The 21,515-nt window shown below is 37.8% G+C and carries 22 protein-coding genes and 1 pseudogene; 13 read left to right on the top strand and 10 right to left on the bottom strand.

Annotated features, from left to right (window positions below):
* From ACE199_RS20875 to galE, 4 genes and pseudogenes are all read left to right on the top strand, one after another.
* Positions 1 to 758 (top strand): annotated as a pseudogene (locus tag ACE199_RS20875) (collagen-like protein); the annotation flags it as partial.
* Positions 759 to 970: 212 nt separating this feature from the next.
* Positions 971 to 2,782: a polysaccharide biosynthesis protein gene (locus ACE199_RS20870; protein ID WP_375351453.1), complete on the top strand. Its 1,812-nt coding sequence runs from the start codon at positions 971 to 973 to the stop codon at positions 2,780 to 2,782.
* 252 nt (positions 2,783 to 3,034) lie between these two features.
* A complete protein-coding gene (locus ACE199_RS20865; protein WP_375351451.1) occupies positions 3,035 to 4,270 on the top strand; it encodes a tetratricopeptide repeat-containing glycosyltransferase in 1,236 nt (411 codons plus the stop codon).
* A 73-nt stretch (positions 4,271 to 4,343) separates the two neighbouring features.
* The gene (gene galE, locus ACE199_RS20860; RefSeq protein WP_375351450.1) at positions 4,344 to 5,354 is read left to right on the top strand and encodes a UDP-glucose 4-epimerase GalE; all 1,011 of its coding nucleotides are present in this window, start codon (positions 4,344 to 4,346) and stop codon (positions 5,352 to 5,354) included.
* 52 nt (positions 5,355 to 5,406) lie between these two features.
* Here galE and ACE199_RS20855 read toward each other — a convergent pair whose 3' ends face one another.
* From ACE199_RS20855 to ACE199_RS20835, 5 genes are all read right to left on the bottom strand, one after another.
* Positions 5,407 to 6,267, bottom strand: coding sequence for a DUF421 domain-containing protein (locus tag ACE199_RS20855; protein WP_375351449.1), 861 nt, complete (start codon positions 6,265 to 6,267; stop codon positions 5,407 to 5,409).
* Positions 6,268 to 6,304: 37 nt separating this feature from the next.
* Positions 6,305 to 6,511 carry a DUF1657 domain-containing protein gene (locus ACE199_RS20850; protein WP_375351448.1) on the bottom strand — a complete coding sequence of 69 codons (207 nt, stop codon included), beginning with the start codon at positions 6,509 to 6,511 and terminating at the stop codon, positions 6,305 to 6,307.
* Positions 6,508 to 7,527, bottom strand: a complete 1,020-nt coding sequence (spoVAD, locus tag ACE199_RS20845; protein ID WP_375351447.1) for a stage V sporulation protein AD — start codon at positions 7,525 to 7,527, stop codon at positions 6,508 to 6,510. Before spoVAD ends, ACE199_RS20850 begins: the two co-directional genes overlap by 4 nt.
* Positions 7,527 to 8,006, bottom strand: a complete 480-nt coding sequence (gene spoVAC, locus ACE199_RS20840; protein ID WP_375351446.1) for a stage V sporulation protein AC — start codon at positions 8,004 to 8,006, stop codon at positions 7,527 to 7,529. The genes spoVAD and spoVAC overlap by 1 nt, the downstream gene beginning before the upstream one ends.
* Before the next feature lie 116 nt (positions 8,007 to 8,122).
* Entirely contained in the window at positions 8,123 to 8,329 is a 207-nt protein-coding gene (locus tag ACE199_RS20835) for a DUF1657 domain-containing protein (RefSeq protein ID WP_375351445.1), read from the bottom strand.
* Between the two features lie 311 nt (positions 8,330 to 8,640).
* Between ACE199_RS20835 and ACE199_RS20830 the strand changes: the two genes are divergently transcribed.
* From ACE199_RS20830 to hflX, 4 genes are all read left to right on the top strand, one after another.
* Positions 8,641 to 8,841, top strand: coding sequence for a cold-shock protein (locus ACE199_RS20830; protein ID WP_119117518.1), 201 nt, complete (start codon positions 8,641 to 8,643; stop codon positions 8,839 to 8,841).
* 211 nt (positions 8,842 to 9,052) lie between these two features.
* Positions 9,053 to 9,436 carry an ArsR/SmtB family transcription factor gene (locus ACE199_RS20825; RefSeq protein ID WP_119117517.1) on the top strand — a complete coding sequence of 128 codons (384 nt, stop codon included), beginning with the start codon at positions 9,053 to 9,055 and terminating at the stop codon, positions 9,434 to 9,436.
* Positions 9,417 to 11,531 (top strand): heavy metal translocating P-type ATPase, encoded by a 2,115-nt coding sequence (locus ACE199_RS20820; protein ID WP_375351444.1) that lies wholly within the window; start codon positions 9,417 to 9,419, stop codon positions 11,529 to 11,531. Before ACE199_RS20825 ends, ACE199_RS20820 begins: the two co-directional genes overlap by 20 nt.
* A 189-nt stretch (positions 11,532 to 11,720) precedes the next feature.
* Positions 11,721 to 12,989: a GTPase HflX gene (gene hflX, locus ACE199_RS20815; RefSeq protein ID WP_375351443.1), complete on the top strand. Its 1,269-nt coding sequence runs from the start codon at positions 11,721 to 11,723 to the stop codon at positions 12,987 to 12,989.
* Between the two features lie 81 nt (positions 12,990 to 13,070).
* On the opposite strand, the gene yhfH (ACE199_RS20810) is transcribed toward hflX, so the two are convergent.
* The 4 genes from yhfH (ACE199_RS20810) to ACE199_RS20795 form a co-directional block, all read right to left on the bottom strand.
* Positions 13,071 to 13,211 (bottom strand): protein YhfH, encoded by a 141-nt coding sequence (gene yhfH, locus ACE199_RS20810; RefSeq protein ID WP_127758760.1) that lies wholly within the window; start codon positions 13,209 to 13,211, stop codon positions 13,071 to 13,073.
* Positions 13,212 to 13,270: 59 nt separating this feature from the next.
* Positions 13,271 to 13,408 carry a protein YhfH gene (gene yhfH / locus ACE199_RS20805; RefSeq protein ID WP_119117513.1) on the bottom strand — a complete coding sequence of 46 codons (138 nt, stop codon included), beginning with the start codon at positions 13,406 to 13,408 and terminating at the stop codon, positions 13,271 to 13,273.
* Between the two features lie 82 nt (positions 13,409 to 13,490).
* Positions 13,491 to 13,628, bottom strand: coding sequence for a protein YhfH (gene yhfH / locus ACE199_RS20800; RefSeq protein WP_375351442.1), 138 nt, complete (start codon positions 13,626 to 13,628; stop codon positions 13,491 to 13,493).
* A gap of 542 nt (positions 13,629 to 14,170) precedes the next feature.
* A complete protein-coding gene (locus tag ACE199_RS20795) occupies positions 14,171 to 15,490 on the bottom strand; it encodes a copper resistance CopC/CopD family protein (RefSeq protein ID WP_375351441.1) in 1,320 nt (439 codons plus the stop codon).
* Positions 15,491 to 15,772: 282 nt separating this feature from the next.
* On the opposite strand from ACE199_RS20795, the gene ACE199_RS20790 reads away from it, so the two are divergent.
* From ACE199_RS20790 to ACE199_RS20770, 5 genes are all read left to right on the top strand, one after another.
* A complete protein-coding gene (locus tag ACE199_RS20790; protein ID WP_375351440.1) occupies positions 15,773 to 16,180 on the top strand; it encodes a DoxX family protein in 408 nt (135 codons plus the stop codon).
* A gap of 158 nt (positions 16,181 to 16,338) precedes the next feature.
* Complete coding sequence (locus tag ACE199_RS20785) at positions 16,339 to 17,049, top strand: polysaccharide deacetylase family protein (protein WP_375351439.1); 711 nt, start codon at positions 16,339 to 16,341, stop codon at positions 17,047 to 17,049.
* Positions 17,046 to 17,651: a DedA family protein gene (locus tag ACE199_RS20780; RefSeq protein ID WP_127758765.1), complete on the top strand. Its 606-nt coding sequence runs from the start codon at positions 17,046 to 17,048 to the stop codon at positions 17,649 to 17,651. Before ACE199_RS20785 ends, ACE199_RS20780 begins: the two co-directional genes overlap by 4 nt.
* Before the next feature lie 104 nt (positions 17,652 to 17,755).
* On the top strand, positions 17,756 to 18,889 hold the full coding sequence (locus ACE199_RS20775; protein ID WP_375351438.1) for an MGDG synthase family glycosyltransferase: 1,134 nt from the start codon (positions 17,756 to 17,758) through the stop codon (positions 18,887 to 18,889).
* A 123-nt stretch (positions 18,890 to 19,012) separates the two neighbouring features.
* On the top strand, positions 19,013 to 20,413 hold the full coding sequence (locus tag ACE199_RS20770) for a protoporphyrinogen oxidase (RefSeq protein WP_375351437.1): 1,401 nt from the start codon (positions 19,013 to 19,015) through the stop codon (positions 20,411 to 20,413).
* Between the two features lie 134 nt (positions 20,414 to 20,547).
* On the opposite strand, the gene ACE199_RS20765 is transcribed toward ACE199_RS20770, so the two are convergent.
* Positions 20,548 to 21,318, bottom strand: a complete 771-nt coding sequence (locus tag ACE199_RS20765) for a TSUP family transporter (RefSeq protein WP_375351436.1) — start codon at positions 21,316 to 21,318, stop codon at positions 20,548 to 20,550.
* Positions 21,319 to 21,515: the final 197 nt, after the last annotated feature.

Genomic DNA, 21,515 nt, shown 5'->3' with positions numbered 1-21,515 from the left:
CAGGGGCAACAGGAAATACAGGCCCAACAGGAAATACAGGCCCAACAGGAAACACAGGTCCAACGGGTAACACAGGTCCAACGGGTAACACAGGAAACACAGGCCCGACAGGAGACACAGGAGTAGCAGGAGCAACAGGAAATACAGGCCCAACAGGAGACACAGGTCCAACAGGGAATACAGGTCCAACAGGAAACACAGGCCCAACAGGAGCAACAGGGGCAACAGGGGCAGCGGGAACAGCGGGAGCAACAGGAGCAACAGGACCTAATCTTCTAGCTGATGGATTCTCGGCTTTTAATACTGCTTTAACTACTGCTGCAAGTACTCAAATTGGCGCCTGGACTGTAACAGACCCTTATTTCTCATCGGCAGCATTTGATCCGGTTACTGGGAACTTTGCAGTACCTGCAACAGGAAGATATGCTTTCGAAGTGACTATTAACTACTCAACAACTGCGGCTATAAGTGTAGCTTTAGGTGCAGGTATAAATCCTTCATTCGTCATTCGTAGAACTGCTCCAGTAACAACTGATCTTATAACTGGATTGGTACCAATATTAAATGTGAATATTTTAGCAGTATTGAGTTTAAGAACAATTCTTGGAGATGGAACAGTAACATTAACAGGTGACGTTCAACTAAATGCAGGAGATGTCGTTGGACTATTCTATGAAGCAGATGGTTTAACAGTTTCGCTTGATTTAGGTGGAGCCGATGCAGCTGGTATTGTTTGGTCAGTTCATCGTCTCACTTAAACGATTAGATAAATAACATCCTTTATAAAAATTAGAGGGTAATCTAAAAGGTCGTTAAACGTCCTTTCGATTACCCTTTTTATTGTTTAGTTTTTAATAGAACTATTATTTATACTCCTTGTTTCTGAAAATACATAAAAAGTCCATACAGAAAATGTAATTCTGAATAGTATATGTACATCTAAGAGATATAAAGGTCGGTTTAGAGAATTATGAAATATTATCATTTACGGATTATATTATTATCTTTCATTGACATAATCTTACTAAGCGTAACCTGTTTTTTATCATTATTGGTCATACAAGGGGAGGAAATAAGATTTAGCCTTCTAATAATGAGTTCGCTGTTTATATATATATTTACTTGTTATTTCTTTCTATTGATATGGAAGACTTATAGAACATTATGGCGTTACGCTGGGGTTCGGGAAATACTTACTGTGGTGAATTCTTTAATTATTGCTAACTTGCTGTACTTGATTTATTATTTGTTTTTCTTAAATACACAATGGTCATTTACTTTGATGCTCTTCTTATGTCTTTGTTCCATTCTGGTCATCAGCGGTTTTCGTGTGTTTTTAATTACAAAACATCAATGGCGGTCTGTCCGAAACCATTCTCATAAAAGAGCATTAATCATCGGTGCGGGTGTTGCAGGAACAAGGGTGGTCAATCAAATTATATCAACAAAAGAATTGGATTATACGCCTATTGGTTTCATTGATGACGACCCTAAAAAACAAAACCTTCAAATACTAGGAATACCGGTGTTAGGAGAACGAGCCGATATCAAAAATGTTGTAAATCAAAATAAAATAACGGATATAATCATTGCCATGCCTTCTGTTCATCAATCTGAAATTCGTGAAATAGTGAATGTTTGTAAAAAAACAAAGGCAAATGTAAGAATATTACCTCCAATAGAGAAAGTGATAAAAGGGCAAATATCCTTTCGTGAAACTTGTGATATTAATTTAAAGGATCTAATTGGAAGAGAAATTATCCAACCGACAGAACGATTAAAGGAATACCTCTTCAATAAGTGTGTACTAATCACGGGAGCTGGGGGATCGATTGGTAGTGAACTGGCTATGCAAGTTGCGCAATGTGAACCGAAGTCGCTTACTTTGCTAGGTCATGGGGAAAACAGTATCTTTAACATCGGGTTAAGGATAAAAGAAAAACTTCCTCATGTAAAAACGAATTTGGTTATTACGGATATTCAAGATCACCACCTTATTGAACAAGCATTTAGGCAATATCGTCCACATATTGTATTTCATGCAGCAGCCCATAAACATGTTCCGTTAATGGAATTAAACGAAAGAGCAGCTGTTCAAAACAATATTTTTGGAACAAAAATTGTGGCGCAAGCATCTGACAAATTTGGTGTTGAACGTTTTGTATTAATTTCCACAGATAAAGCCGTTCACCCTGTAAATATAATGGGCATGACGAAAAGAATAGGAGAAATGATTATTCAATATTATTCGAAAGAAAGTTCAACTAAATTTTCAATTGTACGATTTGGGAATGTTTTAGAAAGTCGTGGCAGTGTCATTCCCATTTTCAAACACCAAATAGAATCTGGTGGGCCAGTTACGATTACACATCCTGATATGGTGCGTTATTTTATGACCATTCCAGAAGCGGTTCAACTAGTATTGGAAGCAGGGGCTTTGTCGGAAGGTGGAGAAGTATTTGTGTTAGATATGGGTAAACCGGTAAAGATTGAAGATTTAGCAAAGAACTTAATCCGTTTATCCGGTTATGAACCAGGTGTAGATATTCCTATTCAATATACAGGCATTCGACCAGGTGAGAAATTAAACGAAACTTTATTTTACGAGAATGAAAAAATAAAGCCTACCAATCATCCTAATATTGTCATTGCTATTCCCTCCAATGACGAAGTGTCCCATTTATTGATGAATATCGAGCAATTAGAACGAACTTTACTACAGTCCTCTGGCAGTATACGTCCAACCCTAATGGAAATCATTCAGAATCAACTAGAATTTTAATAAAGCATTTGTTGAAAAATTCCTCATTACTTTTCCCTTTTGAATCATTTGTCCAATATTGCTTGGCTTTATTATGTTCCAGCGATGGCTTTTTGAAATGATGCGTGAGCTCCTATAACTTAAACATAAATTACAAAGACCTCCGCGAATGCTTTAGTCAATATAGGGGATGAAGGCATAGGATAAACGAATGAACCTATGGGACATAAGTATATGTAAACCTATTTAAAGTCGAGGAGGATCAAATCATAAATGAAAAAAAGTAAGTCAAAAAAGACACCGATAGAGCCAGAAAGAAAATTATGTCTATGCATGATTGTAAAAAATGAATCGAAAATTATTGAAAGATGTTTAGATGCAGCTAAACCGATTATTGATTATGTTTCGATTTGTGATACAGGCTCCACTGACCATACACCTGACATCATTGAAGAATGGTGTGAGAAGAATCATATACCTGGTACTGTGCATCATGAGACGTTTAAAAATTTTGGCTACAATCGAAGTTTAGCGGCTTCGCTTGCGCAAAAGACTTATCCGGAAGCAGATTATTTATTATTGCTCGATGCCGATATGATTTTAACGATAGAACCTCATTTTACTAAGCGTGGTTTAAATGACGATCAATATCTTACGCCACAATCTGACGGTCACATAAAATTTTGGTTAACTCGTCTTTTGAAAACATCTCTACCCTGGAGATCTGTTGGGGTGACACACGAATATTGGGATTTGGATCGGGAGAAGTTAGCTCTTGAGCGACCTATGCATGTAGGTACTGTAGGGAAGTTGGATGGTTTGATGATTTATGATCAAGCAGATGGAGGAAGCAGGGCTGATAAATTCGAACGAGATAAGCGATTATTATTAGAAGGAGTTAATGATCCAACAACTCCTCAAGATTTAAAACCTCGGTATATGTTTTATTTAGCCCAAACATATCATTGCCTTGATGAACCTGAAGAGGCGATTAAATGGTATAGGAAAAGAGTCGAAGCCGGTGGATGGCAAGAAGAAGTATTTTATGCACTATTACAAATAGGTATGTGTTATGAACGGTTAGCCGATATTGCTGCGTATAAACGGATGGAAGAAAGTGATTCTTCCATAATAGATGATTTAAAACGTCAGGAAGAAGAATTCTTTGCTTTGGCTACTGTTTCTTTTCAAAATGCTTGGGTGTACAGACCGAGCCGAGCCGAACCTTTATATGCTCTTGCTAGAATGTATCGAAGTAAGTCAAAACATAGCATAGGATTAATGTATGCTTTACAGGGAAAAGAAATTCCTTTCCCGAAAGACGATATTCTTTTTGTAGATTATCATGTTTATGATTATCTCTTTGATTATGAAATTTCTATATGTGCTTATTATAACGAAAGTAAACGCCACTTGGGCCGCGCTGCCCTGAAACGTCTTCAATCTAAAATCAAAGAATTACCTCCTCATATTATTACAGCTGTCGAAAATAACGCAAAATTTTATTAATCCCATACAATCGAACAACACTAATTTAGGTATGTACAACTTTGAGTAAAAATTCATAATTTGGGTGATCTAAATGACTATTTTAGTTACAGGTGGTGCAGGGTATATTGGTAGCCATATATGTGTTGAACTTCTTCAACATGGCTATGAAGTAGTCGTTGTCGATAATCTCTCTAACAGCAGCTTTGAATCTATAAAACGGGTAAAAGCTATAACAGGAAAGGATATGAAATTTTATCAGATTGATATTCTTGAACAAGAAAAATTAGATTTGGTCTTTTCTGAGAATACAATTGAAGGAGTCATTCACCTTGCTGGTTTGAAAGTGGTAGGAGAATCTGTTCAAAATCCTCTTCAATATTATAAAAATAATCTTATAGGAACTCTTGTGCTTTGTGAGGTTATGGACAAATACAATGTTAAGAAAATGGTATTCAGTTCATCGGCTACGGTTTACGGTATTCCTAAAAAAGTTCCGATTTCAGAGGATTTTTCACTTGGAGCAACTAATCCTTATGGGAGAACGAAATTAATGGTTGAAGAAGTGTTGAGGGATTACTATATTTCTAATCATAATTGGAGTATCGTTATATTACGTTATTTTAATCCTATTGGAGCACATCCAAGTGGAAAGATTGGTGAAGATCCGAGCGGTATACCGAACAATCTAATGCCTTATGTTACTCAGGTGGCAGTAGGGAAGTTAAAAGAGTTAACGGTCTTTGGAAATGACTATCCTACAGTAGATGGCACGGGTGTAAGAGATTATATTCATATTGTCGACTTAGCTAAGGGGCATATGAAAGCTTTGGAAAAGACTATGACTTCCAAAGGAATTGAAGTCTATAATTTAGGTACAGGTATTGGTTACAGTGTATTAGAAATAATCGCAGCTTTTGAAAAAGTATCTGGACGGAAGATTCCATATAAGTTTGCTGAGCGTAGAGCTGGTGATATAGCAATCTGTTATGCGAATCCTCTAAAGGCAAAAATTGATCTAGGATGGATAGCTAAAAGGGGAATCGAAGAAATGTGCGCAGATTCATGGAACTGGCAATCGAAAAATATGAATGGGTATAGCTGATATTCATTGTAATCAATATTTTAGCTCTAGCTTGATAAAGCTAGAGCTAAGTTTATTCCTTTAAAATATATCCCACTTTATCAACTACTTCTTGAATCTTTTTACTATTTGTACTATACATCTTTTTTGCTTCTGCATTTTTTGTTCCAAGAGCAAATAGTTCTAAGTCTGCTTGGCATTTTTTTAGTGTTGCATATAATAATGGCATTTCTTGTGGAGAGGGGACTTGGATTTTATCATCAAATAAATCAATGGTGATCTGCCCATAAGAGTCGACTTGTCCAAGGAAGACATTTTCAATTGTTACTCCTAACTTTTCTAACTCCGTATGTAACCAACCTCTGCTTCGACCTGCTTGGGCTAATGGCTCATCTAATACTTCACCATCCATAATGACTGTTTGTGGTTCTTTAACAGCTGGAAATTTCATATTCAAATCTTTCGGTGTTAAAGGCTGGTGTTCCTTTTTTAACATAACATTGAAGTCGCCTGTTGCCTCTAATACAGCGAACTCTACATCGGCGACTCGATAGACATCTTTTTTTCGAAGCAATGTTAATAATTCATCCGTCGTGTATCGTTCTTTTTTTAGATTTTCTTCTAAGACTTTCCCATCTTTAATGAAAACCGTTCCTCTTCCTTCTATAAAGTCACGAAGGGGTTTGCTTTTTAACGAAAGTAATCCAGCAAGAAACGGAAGTGCTGCAATAGTTAGCATGGATAGAACACCTAAAGAAATTTTTTGGTCCAAGCCAGTAACAACTTCAGCACCTATATTCCCAATTGTAATACCATTAACATATTCGAAGAAAGACAGCTGGGAGATTTGTTTTTTTCCTAACCCTTTCGTAATTAAAAAAAGAACAATTAGGAAAAAGACAGATCGGAGAACGATATTTAACCAATCCGGCATTTATTTGCACCTCCTAACATAGAGTCCGTTTTGTTAGCTAAAAACCTTTATATTGAAATTCTTCTCTTTCTAATTCGCCCACTCGCCTTTGTAAATCTGTCGCGACTTCATTGACAATAAGCATCGTCTCATGGAAGGTGCGTTGTGATTCACTATCTTGAGATCGAATCGCTAAGCTAGATAAATTTGCTTCAATCCCTTTTAGACTTGCAAGACATTGTTTAACTTCTGAGGCGATAGTCATACGGTGGTTCCCCCTTCGTATTCAATTGATACTGCATGAGCGATACAAGGAATTGTTTCGCTTTGCTGAAAGGTAAGCGGAGAGAGTAGAGCTCCAGTTGCGACGACTAACATTCGTTTAAATTCACCCTGTTTCATCCGGTTTAATAAATGGCCATATACAACGGTTGCAGAACAACCTGCACCGCTCGCTCCTGATAAAACGGGTTGTCCTTCTCGATAAATCATTAATCCGCAATCTTGATATTGATTTTCTTGTATAGGTGTTCCATGCTTTTTAAATAAATCAAGTGACGCTTCATGGCCAATCTTTCCAAGGTCTCCTGTTACAATCAAATCATAATAAGAGGGATCGATATTTCGATCTTTTAAATGAGCCTCAATTGTATCAACGGCAGCTGGGGCCATAGCACCTCCCATATTAAATGGATCGGTTAATCCCATATCAATGACTCTCCCGATTGTCGCTGACGTGACGAAAGGTCCGTCTCCTGTATCACTAAGTACAGCAGCTCCTGCGCCCGTTACTGTCCATTGGGCAGTGGGCGGTTTTTGGCCGCCATATTCTGTCGGATATCGAAATTGTTTTTCAACGGCTGCGTTATGACTAGATGCCCCGGTTAATAAATATTTTGCGCCCTTAGCATTAATGATGGAAGCTCCTAGTGCTAACCCTTCCATTGATGTGGAGCAAGCACCGAATAGTCCGAAGTAGGGGGTGCCAATCGTACGGGAGGCAAAGCTTGTTGGCGTGATTTGATTGATTAAGTCTCCCCCAAGTAGAAACTGGATTTGTTCTTTTTGAAGTTCAGCTTTTTCAATGGCGCGTAAACAAGCTTGTTCAAATAGGACTTTATGGGCTTTTTCATAGGAATCTTGATTAAGCCATAAATCTGAATGTAAGAGATCGAAATCATTAGGGATCGCCCCGTTTGCTTCAAAAGGACCTCCGACAGTACCTGTGGAGAGAATGACGGGCTTATGATCGAAAACCCATGTACGATGTCCTTGTAACATTATAAGCCACCCCACTGTATTAAAATCGTTTTGATGAAGGCTACGACAAAAGCAGAGAATACGCCAAATAATATGACGGAACCGGCTAATTTAAAGATATTTCCTCCGACACCTAACACAAGCCCTTCTGTTCGATGCTCAATAGCAGCAGAAATAACAGCGTTGCCGAATCCAGTAAGTGGGATGGCAGAGCCGGCACCACCAAATTGCCCAATTCGATCATATACGCCAAAGCCTGTGAGCAACATCGCGATGAAGATGAGTGTTCCTGCAGTAGGGTTTCCCGCTGTTTGTTCTGTGAAATCAAAATAATAGATATAAAAGATTTGGATTGCTTGCCCAATTAAACAAATGGAGCCCCCTGTCAAAAATGCTTTCAGACAATTTTTGAAGACGGGCCTTTTGGTTTCAAGTTGTGATTGCATTTCTTGATATTGTTGTTGTACAGGTGTTAATAGCTTTTTTTTATTGTTTGACATACTTTGTGACTCCTCTTTCATTCTGAGGTTTCAATTTGTAAGAAAAGGTTGGTTAGAAGCAACCAACCTTTTCTTAATTATAAATTTTAATACCTAGCCTCAGGTGTCTTACGATTTTATTGTTGTTTGTATTGAGGCTCTTCTTCTTGAATTTGTTGAACGCGTGGAGAAAGGCTATCAACAATTGATTGCGTTTGTTGAGCTGCTTGTTGATACAGCTGCTTAGCTTGTTGGTTATCTGTTTGTAAAGCAAATGTTTCAAAGCTTGCTTGTGCACTTTTTAATCCAGCTAATGTTTGTTGAACTTGATTGATTACAGTCATCTAAAAATCCTCCTGAAAATGTATTGAATTACAATAATAGAATGTTTAAAAATAAATTTTTTATGTGTGTATGGAGTAGTAAAGTTATGGGATTTTATAACTGTGTCACAGTGACTTGAGTGATTGTGGACAAATTGTGTATATATTTGTGGATATTTAGTTTGCATTTGTTGTAAAATCCTGTTATGATAGGAGTAATTATTTTTGTTCGGTATTGAAGGATTCTTAAAGTGTAACTTTTCGTTTCGATGAAAACCTAGGGCAAGGATAGTAATATAATGTGCATAAGATGCACACAGGAGGCAACAACAATGGAACAAGGTAAAGTAAAATGGTTTAATGCAGAAAAAGGTTTCGGTTTCATCGAGCGCGAAAACGGAGATGACGTATTCGTTCACTTTTCAGCAATCCAAAGCGAAGGTTTCAAAACTTTAGAAGAAGGTCAAGACGTGACTTTCGAAGTTGAGCAAGGACAACGTGGAGCACAAGCTGCTAACGTTCAAAAAGCTTAATAAAACCTATGCAAAGCAAACTCCATTATGGAGTTTGCTTTTTTTGTGTAGAATAGAATAAAGTCACAGTGACATTTAGGATTGTGAATAAATTGTGGATAACTTTAAATATTCAGAAATTTCACGAAAAATCATTCAAACGCCTATTTGAATATAGAGTGTGATGTGGTAGTCTATAATCAAATAAAGATTTGAATGAGGGATGTTGGAGATGGCTGATACAAAGGATTATTGTGAGGTTTATAGTTATGATGAACCAAAAGTGAATCGAGTCCAGCAAGAAATGAGTACGGTCGATATTGCAAGTATCTCGAGGTTGTTTAAAGTCATTGGTGATGAGAATCGAGCCAAGATTGCCTATCTGTTGAGTCAGGAAGGCGAATTATGTGTGTGTGATATTTCCAATATTATCGGTGCTTCAATGGCGACCACTTCCCATCATCTAAGGACCTTATTAAAACATGCGATTGTGAAGTTTCGTAAAGAAGGGAAGCTAGCTTTCTATTCTTTAGACGATGACCATATTAAACAATTAATGATGATTGCTTTAGAGCATCAGCAGGAGGTGAAAGTCGATGGGCGAAGCACAGACTAAAACTTACCGAATTCAAGGATTATCGTGCACAAGCTGTGCAGCCAAATTTGAAAAAAACGTAAAAGAATTAGATGGTGTAGAAGATGCCAAACTTAACTTCGGCGCCTCCAAAATTTCTGTGCAAGGTGAAACGACAATTGAGGATTTAGAAAGAGCTGGTGCATTCGATCATTTAAAACTCCGTGATGATAAAGAGCAGGTTACTAAAAAAGAATCATTTTGGAAGCAAAAAGAAAATATAAAAGTATTGGTTTCAGCCATTTTACTTGTTTTAGGATGGCTCCTTAGCAAACAGTACGGTGAAGGTCATATCATACCCGTTCTAGGCTATGCAGCATCGATTTTGATGGGTGGCTATACTCTATTTATTAACGGATTAAGAAACTTAGTCAGACTTCAGTTTGATATGCATACATTGATGACCGTTGCCATTATTGGAGCGGCATTCCTTGGAGAATGGGGAGAAGGTGCATCGGTTGTCATTTTGTTTGCGATTAGTGAAGTGCTGGAGAAATATTCAATGGATAAAGCGCGAAACTCTATTGAATCGCTTATGAATATTGCCCCAAAAGAAGCGTTAATTCGTAAAGGACATCATGAAATGCTTATTCATGTCGATGATATTGAAGTTGGCGATATTATGATTGCCAAGCCAGGGCAAAAGCTTGCGATGGATGGAGTGATTGTAAAAGGTGCTTCAACGTTGAATCAGGCAGCGATTACAGGTGAATCGGAGCCGATTTTTAAAACAATCGATGGAGAAGTGTTTGCCGGAACGTTAAACGGCGAAGGGTTATTAGAAGTTCAGGTAACGAAGCGTGTAGAAGATACGACACTTGCGAAAATCATTCATCTTGTGGAAGAGGCACAAGCAGAAAAAGCACCTTCCCAAGCGTTTGTCGATAAGTTTGCAAAATATTATACACCCGCGATTATGCTGATTGCTCTAGCGATTGCTCTTGTGCCGCCGCTTTTTGCAGGTGGAGATTGGAGCGAATGGATTTATCGAGGCTTAGCGGTTCTTGTGGTCGGTTGCCCTTGTGCACTAGTCATCTCGACACCTGTTGCGATTGTGACAGCGATTGGGAACGCAGCGAAAAATGGTGTTCTTATTAAAGGTGGCGTGTATTTGGAGGAAACTGGATCGTTAAAAGCAATTGCTTTTGATAAAACAGGTACGCTAACAAAAGGAGTACCGGAAGTTACAGACTTTGTTTTATTAACACGAGATGTGAAAGAAGAAGATGTGTGGACGATTGCGGCAGCGTTAGAGCATCGTTCACAGCACCCGCTCGCATCAGCTATTGTTCGAAAAGCAGAGGCGGTGGGAGCTTATGATTATGCAGTACATGTAGAAGATTTTACATCGATTACGGGTAAAGGCATTAAAGGAAGCATTTCTAATTGTCTATATTTCATTGGCAGTCCTCAATTATTTGCTGCATACAATATAGATCTTCAAATCAAGCAGCAAATTAGCCAGCTTCAAAACGAGGGAAAAACAGTAATGGTCCTTGGAACAGAGGGAGAAATATTAGCTTTGATTGCAGTAGCTGATGAAATAAGAGAGAGTAGTAAAGAAGCAATCCGCAAGCTTCATGCACTGGGCATTGAAAAAACGATTATGCTGACAGGTGATAATGAAGGCACCGCGAAAAGTATTGGAGCTATAGCTGGCGTCCATGAGATTCAAGCTAATTTATTGCCGCAAGATAAGCTTGCTTTTATGAAGAAAACACAAGAAACGTATGGCCGAGTAGCGATGGTTGGCGATGGAGTGAATGATGCACCGGCTCTTGCATCCGCAACGGTTGGAATTGCAATGGGCGGGGCAGGAACGGATACAGCTCTTGAAACAGCAGATATTGCTTTAATGGGCGATGATTTATCGAAGTTACCCTATACAATTAAACTAAGCCGTAAAACATTGCAAATTATTAAGCAAAATATTACATTTTCGCTTGCTATTAAGCTGATCGCGTTATTGTTAATTGCACCAGGTTGGCTAACACTTTGGATGGCGATTTTTGCGGATATGGGAGCAACACTTATTGTGATGCTGAATAGTTTACGATTATTACGTGTAAAAGATTAACAAAAGCTGCAGGATTTCTTCGGGAATTCTGCAGCTTTTGTACTTTAACCTTAAAGTAAAGATGCGACATCGACTTTCACCATTAGAGGCGACAAATCATGTTTTTCTAATATTTTGAACGTACATTGTAAAAGGAAAATGCGTATGATAAGCTTTGGCTACATTTGTTGCTTTAAGGGGGAGATACATATGAAGGAATTAGAGCAAAGAGCGATTTTAGTTGGCGTGAACTTGAATAATGAACGTGATTTTGAGTATTCGATGGAGGAGCTGGCCAATTTAGCGGCAGCTTGTGAAGTAGAGGTAGTCGGCGAGTTAAGTCAAAATTTGCAGCGAATCAATCCCTCGCATTATTTAGGTACAGGAAAAACGGAAGAAGTGAAGGCGTTAATCCATGCTCAGGATGCGAATCTAGTCGTGTTTAATGATGAATTGTCGCCCTCGCAAATTCGTAATTTGGAAAAGGACTTGGAATGTAAGGTTATTGATCGAACGATTTTAATTCTTGATATTTTTGATAAGCGAGCAAAGACGAAAGAGGCTCAGCTGCAAGTTGAAGTAGCCAAACTTCGGTATATGCTGCCGCGTTTGAATGGTTTACGTGAATCGTTAGGAAGACAAAGTGGCGGTGTTGGCACGAGTAACCGCGGATCAGGTGAGAAACAAGTTGAGTTAGATCGCCGCCGAATTGAAGAAAGAATAACGATGTTAAATAAAGAATTAGAGGAGCTTGTTGCGCATCGACAAACACAGCGAAAACAACGCAAGAAGAAGGGGCTGCCGGTTGCAGCGCTTGTTGGATATACGAATGCTGGAAAGTCAACATTTATGAATGCGTTTGTTGAGCGGTTTCACCCGAACTTTGATGAGAAGCAAGTGTTTGAAAAAGATATGTTATTTGCAACGCTAGAAACATCAGTTCGTCATATTCCTTTACCTGATAAGAAGGAATTTTTATTAACAGATACAGTTGGGTTTGTATCCAAATTACCGCATCATCTTGTTAAAGCTTTTCGCTCTACATTAGAGGAAGTGGCGGAAGCGGATTTATTGATTCATGTCGTTGATTACGCGAATCCAAATTATGAACAGATGATAGAAATCACGAATGAGACGTTAAAGGGAATTGGGATTAAGGAAATTCCAACGATTTTTGCTTATAATAAGGCAGATTTGACGGAGGGAGAAATTCCTCGTGTAGCAGGAGATCGAATTTATTTATCTGCGAAAAAGCGAATGGGCATGGATGAGCTGATTGGCATGATTAAAGAGCAGCTGTTTCAAGATTATGTTCAGTGCCACATGCTCATTCCGTATGACAAAGGGCAAATCATCTCCTATTTTAATGAACAGGCCAACGTCATAGAAACAACCTATGAAGAAAATGGCACCCTTATTCAACTCGAATGTAAACAAAGCGACTATGATAAATACCAAGCGTATGTTGTGTCACAGTGACATTCACAGATGTGGATAATATGTGTATAACTTTGTGGATAAACAAAACCCTGGCTGCTTTAGCGGCCAGGGTTCTGTTGATTAGTATTCGTCTTTTTTAGATAAGCAGTGGTCGCATTCCATTAGGTATGATTCGTGTTGTTCCTCAATTTGTTGGCCGCATTCTGCACATTGTTTTGATGGTAAGTTACGGAAGAACTCCATTGGATTTTTTGTTTGCATGATTATTCCCCCTATTATCATTTTTTACAAATCTCGTATACTTCAAAAAGTACCTATATTTATTCTTCGATTTTCGAAAGGCAACGATCACATTCCATTAAATAAGATTCTGCTTGCTCCACTACAGTTTCTCCACATTCTGAACAATGTTTAGCCGGGATACTTTTGAAAAACTCTACAGATTTTTTTGTTTGCATGATGATGCCCTCCTAAAATTTTTATATAAGGCCGTTCATATATACCAGGCGCATACGGTTGCATAGATATAGGTAATTGTATTTATTCAGCTCGTTTTGAAAGGCAGCGATCGCACTCCATTAAATGGTCTAGTGAGTGAACTTTCATCCTTTCTCCACATTCCGGACAATGCTTCGTAGTTGTGCTTTTGAAAAACTCTACTGACTGTTCCCCTTGCATTTCTCGCCCCTCCTTTTTGTAGTACAGTTTAATAATTTGTATGTTGTTATAATACAGTATATACCTTAAATTGGAAAATGTATAGGCTATTTTACAAAAAATTTCAAAAAAGAGAGCTGACTAGCGAAAAAGCTAGTCAGCTCAACGTTTATCCCACACTTAACGGGCAGTAAGCCCCTGCCTCAAGCTTACGAGGAAACAAAGAAGATTGGTGGGGGACAACTGCCCTCATCTAGTTGCGGCTCCTAGCCCCTCGAGGTCATAAGCTGGCATGCTCTGTGGCAAACTGCGCCACGCCGCATTTCAACTTATGCTTGTCGGGGCTGAACAGTCGCCTCGCTTTTGTAGTAAAGGTCCGATTGGTGAGATATAGTGAAACTTACCTTTGTGGTTTTCAAAGGTAAGCTTTTACCAATCAGGTTCGTACGGTCACTTGATTGAAGCGAAATTGAAGCGAAGCGGAAATCTTAGTGACCGTAGAACGTGGCTAACCATCAGTGGGGGATGAAAGAAAATCCCCTACTGATGGAAGTTTCACTTTATTATATAGCGGTCGGTAAATTCGTTAGAATAGCAGCTAACACAAGAACGATAATCCCAAAACAAAATTCGATAAGCACAGAAGGTCCTAGTGTTTTTTTCTTTCCTTTGATTCGGAAAAAGTGATAGGCTCCAAACAGAATCATAGCAAGTGTTAATGCAACTTTTGCAAGTAATACTTGTCCATAAAGAGTGGTCAATAAGGAATCCATTGAATCGATATGAAGAAGACTGCTGCAGACTCCGCTCGTTAAAAGCACGGAAACAAAAATGAGCGCCCAGGACGAAAAGTTGTGCAATACTTGCCAATACACTGTTTTTCGCTCGTCGGGATTGGTTACGTGTTTTGCAGCACGCGGTAACACTAAACAAATCGCCAATAATCCACCGAGCCATAAAGACATAGCTGCTAGATGCAGGAAATTCATCGTAATGGCGGCCGCTGGAATCGAAGCCATCATCGTATGACCGATAAATGATTTAGCCAGCATGAGACTGAGAAGTAATAGGATAACTAAAGCAGCAGCCCATTTTCTTGAGGCTTTATGTAAAAGCCAAGTGCTTAACAATAGAAAGAACAGTAATACAATTTCTACAAACCAAACTGTACCAAAGGTTGTAAGAGTTAAAGTATCACTTATTGATCCAGAAATACTCCGCGCTTGTAATGGGAGACTAAGCAGGATACTGAGCGTAAGTCCAACATAAGAAATCCATAATAGCAGCTTACTTCGGTTATTGATGTGAAAAGATACTGTATTAGGCAATAACTTTAAGTGAAAGAATAAAACTCCTATATAGAGCGATAGACTTCCGTATAATAAGCTTTGAGTTAGAGTGTGACCGATTTCTGGTGTAGTCTTCTCTGGTTGTACTTTTTCTTCTACAACAGGTGTCTTTTCTTCTACAGTCGTTTCTTCTTGCTTAATTTCTTCTTTCTCAATTGGTTTTTCGGCTGGTTTAACGTCAACAACAAAAGAAAGAGAACCTTCTGTTGGGTGACCATCTTTAGAAACAACCTTCCACTTTAATGTATATGGTCCATTTTCAACTTCGTTTGGAAGTTTGTTTTTTAGTACGTTATCTTCTAGTACATTTTCATCGGCGTCCACTCGTTCTCCAGATTCGTTGTACACTTCAAGAGAATAAAACGCAGCTTGAATAGGAGCGTTAAACGTTACACTAACAGTTGATGGAAGTGTATCTAAAATTTCACCTTCTCCTGGTGTAGATTGAATCACATGTGAGTGTGCTAGAGTGAAGCTTGGGAAGGAAAAGCTGAGTAATAACAAAATAAGCAGCCCAAATCCTTGTTTATTCATTATGTATCACCTCAAATTTCTTTGTTTGTGCTAAACAGTATAAAACAAAGTTGTGAAATTAGTATGAAGAGTTATTCCGATAAAGGAATAACTTTTTTATTTTTTAGGCTCTGTTATAGGATGTTGTGGATTTGTTAGTCACACTCTTATTTAACAAAGTTATTTTGTGGTAAATTATTGAAAATAAAAAACTTACTTGACGCAATTAAAATATTATTTTAAACTTACTAACTATAAGTAACTTATATATTTAAAGTAATAAATAGGGGGAGTATTTACGTAATGAAGAAAAATTATGAGCTAGGTTCATTGATTTTACGTGTCGTGTTGGGAGTATCTTTTTTGATTCACGGCTTTATCAAGTTTAATGATGGAATTGCTGGCACAGCTGGTTGGTTTGATAGCATTGGTATTCCTGGATTTACAGCTTATGTTGTAGCTCTTATTGAAGTTGTCGGGGGAATAGCGATGATTCTTGGGATTGGAACAAGAATTGTAGCAGCCTTGTTCGCTGTTGTGATGTTAGGAGCTATTTTCACAGTTAAATTAAGCGTGGGCTTTGCAGGAAATGGTCAAATGGCGGGATATGAATTAGATTTAGCGTTTCTAGCAATGTCTGTTTATTTACTGTTAAATGGTAGCGATAAGCTTTCTTTACAAGCTATATTGAAACCAAATCAACAATCATAGATACAAAAAAAGCTGATTAGTGCTCCGTGCTAATCAGTTTTTTTTATATGCTTCTTCAAAAAAATGTATAAAAAATGGTGGGAATCGTGCTACATTTAGAAAGTTAGTTTTAGTAGAAATATATAAGTGGATTTTTTGAAGATGGAAGGATGCGTGGAATGCAGATTGTAGTCATAATCAGTTGTACGTTATGTTTATTGTTCTTATTTTACTCTATTATTCCGACCGTCATAATTCGCATATGTGGATGGGGAATCACTCAAAAAGTGAAAGGCGAGAATCGGATTGCTTTAACGTTTGATGATGGCCCTAACCCCGAATATACAACGCAATTATTAGATTTGTTAAAAAAGTATCAGGTGAAGGCTTCTTTCTTTGTCGTAGGAAGCAAGGTGAAAAGTAATTCTGATCTTGTGAAGCGGATGCACCAGGAGGGACACACGATTGGGATTCATCACTTTCAGCATAGATCGAGCTGGTTTATGCCTCCATTTATATTAAGAAGGCAGTTATATGTAACGGAACAAGCTATTAAGGAATGTACGAATGAGAAGGTCGCGTTTTACCGACCTCCTTGGGGACATTTTAATTTGTTTACCCTATTTTTGAGTAAAAACTACCATATTGTTATGTGGTCGCATATTTTTGGAGATTGGAAAGTGAAAAACTGCCAGCAAACTTTACTCGATGAATTGCGATTAGCGACAGAGCGCGGCTCGATTCTTCTGCTTCATGACTGCGGGGAAACGTTAGGGGCTGATCAGGAAGCACCGCGATATATGCTCGAACAATTAGAGGTATATTTACACGAAAGTAAAGAAAAAGGTATACGCTTTATGACGTTAAATGAAATGAAGAGGATATCATGAATAGCGAAACAATTTTACAGTATATTGATTTATACGGATATTTGATTATTTTTCTGTTTTTATTCTTTGGGATTGTCGGGATTCCTGCTCCGGAAGAATCTCTTCTTTTTTTAATTGGTGTATTGATTGTACATCATCAACTTTCATTTGGCTGGGCCGTATTATGTGCTCTTTTAGGTACTTTTATTGGCATGCTTACGGCGTTTCTATGTGGGAGGTATATCGGATATCCTTTTATTCATAAATACGGTAAGTATGTTGGTATTACTTCTGAAAGGTGGGAGAAAGTCCAACATAATTATACCAAAAATGCTTATAAAACCATTCTATTCGGTTTTTATATGCCGGGTATTCGCCAAATGAGCCCGTATTTTGCCGGCATCGCAAAAATTCCATTTGGTGCATTTTTTCTGTTTTCTCTACTAGGCACTCTTCTTTGGGTTATTCCGTTTATTTTGGCGGGGTATTATATCGGGCAGACGTTTAATGTTAATCCTGTTTATGTTCCTTATTTAGGGGTTCTGTTCTTAGCGATTTTTGTCATTTATATGTTGGTGAAGTATATACGTAAGAAACGTTTACAACATCGTGATAGGATGTAACAAAAGATGAAGTAGACTGATCATTATAAAAGTTTGAAAATAAGAATGTCTGATTTTCAGTGAATCGTTGTGAAGAATTTCTTATAGAATCGGAGCTGAAATAGATGAAGAAGATATTGTTTTTGCCTCTTTTACGCATGCAATCAGGTCATCATCAAGTAGCAGATGCTTTAATAGATATGTTACATGCCCGTATGAACGGAATTATATGTAAAAAAATAGACTTAATAAGTTATACGAATGAATCTTTAGAAAAGGTGGTGACGAGCAGTTATTTAAGCTGGATTCGCTATGCACCAGAAACGTATAACTTTGCCTACAAAAATTTTTTCTACGATACACGGGCGAATGCTCGACTGATAAAGTGGTATAATCTTATCTTTTTGAAAAAAATGGAGCAATTGCTAAAGCACGAAAGACCTGATTTAATCGTATGTACACATGGGTATCCTTCCTATCTTCTTAGTCAGCTGAAGAAACAAGGGAAATGTCATGTTCCGATTATCAATGTGTATACAGACTTTTTTATTAATAGTGTATGGGGAAGAGAGGGAATTGACTTTCATTTTCTCCCTAGTCAGGAAGTAAAGGAACAGTTGATAAGGAAAAACCAGGTTCCTAAACACCGTATGGTTGTAACAGGGATCCCTGTTCACGAAGAAATTACGAAAACAGTTCGTTTCAAGAAGTGTAATAATCGCCCCATTATTTTAATTGCGGGAGGTAATAGCGGTCTTGGTGGGATATTAACATTGTCTCATGCATTAAAAAGTACTGAGTATTTTGATTTTATCGTGCTTTGTGGAAAGAATCAAAAGCTATATGATGAAATTCTTTCTTGGAATAGCAGTCATATTCAACCATTGTCATATGTATCGTCAAGATCGGAAATGAATGCACTATACGAACAAGTAGATGCCATCGTTACGAAACCTGGCGGCGTGACTGTTAGTGAAGCGATAAAAAAAAGACTGCCGATTATCGTACATTCCTTTCTTCCTGGTCAGGAGGAAATAAACCTTCATTATTTAACAAAATCAGAGCTTGTCTTCACATTAGAACAGAATCAACCATTTGAAAAACAATTGCTTCGTCTATTAAAGACCAATCAAAAAGTGAATCGTTGGAATCTAGCGGTTGATACTTATGAAAAAGGAATAGAAATAGGACCAGATCGGATGGTGGAGGTCATCACACGCATGATGGGTCTGCAAATGGACTCGTCCAGTGTCGTTTAATATATGGCAATATTGGTACATTCATTCGTTTCCGTTATATTAAGAGCTGCGTGCGTTCATAATTATGAATGGCTTATGGTACACTTTAATGAAGGAAGTTAATCATAATTGAGGTGTCAAAAAGTGAAAACAGTAGTTGTAATTGGTGGCGGAATTACTGGATTATCTACGATGTATTATTTGCAAAAAGCGGTAAAGGCAAATGATTTAGATGTACGTTTGATTCTTATAGAAGCACAGGAACAGTTAGGCGGTAAAATTTGTTCTGTTCATAATGGAGAGTTTATTATCGAAACGGGTGCAGATTCGATTGTCACGCGCAAAGAAAATGTTATCCCGTTTATTAAAGAGTTAGGATTAGAGGAAGAAGTCGTTTATAATGCGACGGGAAGATCTTTCTTATATAGTGACAGCGAGTTAAAAATGATTCCGGAAGATGCGATGTTCGGTATTCCAATGAGCTTAGAATCGTTAGCGACAACGACTTTAATCTCGGCGGAAGGAAAAGTCGAAGCGTTAAAGGATTTTTATACATTGAATGACACGTTTACAAAAAATGATTCAGTGGGAGCCTTTCTTGAACATTTTCTTGGCAAAGAGCTGGTGGAGAAACAAATTTCTCCCGTATTATCGGGCGTTTATTCAGGTAAGCTCAACGATTTAACGATTGCTTCTACTCTTCCTTATTTAATTGATTATAAAAATGAATATGGCAGCATCATTCGCGGCCTAGAAGCGAATAAGGAAAAGTTTAAAGGAACAGCCAATCGTAAATTTTTATCGTTTAAAAACGGTTTATCGACCATTATTAATCGACTAGAAGAAGAGTTGATGGACTCAGTTGAAATCATTAAAGGTGTACAAGCAAAGAAAGTTGAAAAAACATCTGATCGTTATCTTCTTACATTTACAAACTATAAAGAAGTAGAAGCAGATTATGTCGTATTAAGTACACCGGATTCCGTAGCGAAACAGTTACTGCAAAATGAGGAATTGAACGAAGAGTTTAATCAGTTCAAAAATAGTTCGATGATTAGTATTTATCTTGGTTTTGATTTGCCAGATAGTGAGTTACCACAAGATGGAACGGGCTTTATTACGACAGAAGGCAGTGATTTAATATGCAATGCTTGTACGTGGACAAGTCGAAAATGGTCGCATACGTCAAAGAATCATCATTTGCTAGTCCGTCTTTTTTATAAAAGTTCCAGTCCGCATTATGAACGATTACGAAAGATGAACGAAGCTGAATTAGAAGAGGTTGCATTAGCTGATATTCGAAATAGTCTAGGGATTACGGGACAGCCTGTGGCAAGTGAAATCACGAAGTGGCATAATAATATGCCCAATTATCATATTACGCACCATCAAATTGTAGAGTCACTCCAAGAAAAAATGAAGTCACGCTATCCGAATATTCTTTTAGCAGGGTGTTCATACTTCGGAGTGGGAATTCCTGATTGTATTGCGAATGGGGAGAAAACAGCAGTAAGATTAACCGAGCTTTTACAGATGAAGTCATGATAGACCTATCCATTTTGGATAGGTTTTTTTGTATATCGACAATTTCATGGCAATCTAACATTTACTTAAAGCTGCCTAGTGAAAAGGCGTACGAAATCGTAGTTTCGCACGCCTTTTCACTAGATAGTAATCGCTTAAATGATATGGAAATAGGTCAAAACATTTTTACTAATCAACAAAATGGTAACAAAAATAAATAAGAGGCGTACATATGAAGCGCCTTTTTTAATAGCAAATTTGGTACCAATTAATGCACCCGCAATCATGGCTAGGCCCATCGGGATTCCATAAGAAAAATTAACAGAACCCATAGCTAAAAAAATAATAAGTGCAGCGATATTACTACCAAAATTTAATATTTTAGCATTCCCGGCTGCCTGTACAAAATCAAAACCAATCATCAAAAATGCAAATAATAAGAAAGATCCTGTGCCAGGTCCGAGAAAACCATCGTAAAATCCAATAGCGAATATAGCGAATATAAAAATCGTCGCTTTCTTCCAATTTAGTCCTTTGTAAACGGCCTCTTTTCCCCAATCTTTTTTTACAATCGTATAAATAGCCACAATAATTAATAATACGAGTATGAGCGGCTTTAGTATTTCAGAAGATACAAAGTGAACAACATATGCACCTAAAATGGCTCCTATAATGGTAAGTGGAAATAGTTTTATGACCAGTTTGAAATTGATTTTCCCAGCCTTAATAAAGGCGAGGGTACTTGTTAAGGATCCCATTGAGCTGGCCAGCTTATTTGTAGCAAGAGCTGTTGAAGGGGGAAGTCCTGTAAATAGTAGAGCGGGTATAGAAATGAGCCCGCCGCCTCCTACAACTGAGTCAATGAATGCAGCGATAAAGCCAGCTATTATTAAAAATAGCAAGGTGTAGAGATTGATGTCTTCCATAACTTTTTTTGCGCTTCCTTCCAAAGGGAATATCTAGTTGATGTTATAAGACTAGCGGAAAAGGAAGGAAGTGTAAATAAGAAAAAGTTTCATTAGCAATCTTAGAGATTGTTGATTCGGTAATGAGCTTTTCTTAGAATTTAAATTGCATAGGAAATAAAAACAGAGAGTGTACTATTGGAGTGAAATAGGGCACT

The organism is Peribacillus sp. Hz7, assembly GCF_042136355.1.
Taxonomy (GTDB): Bacteria; Bacillota; Bacilli; order Bacillales; family DSM-1321; genus Peribacillus; species Peribacillus asahii_A.
The sequence above is the reverse complement of the archived record's forward strand: the minus strand, read 5'-3'. Positions and strand labels throughout refer to the sequence as shown.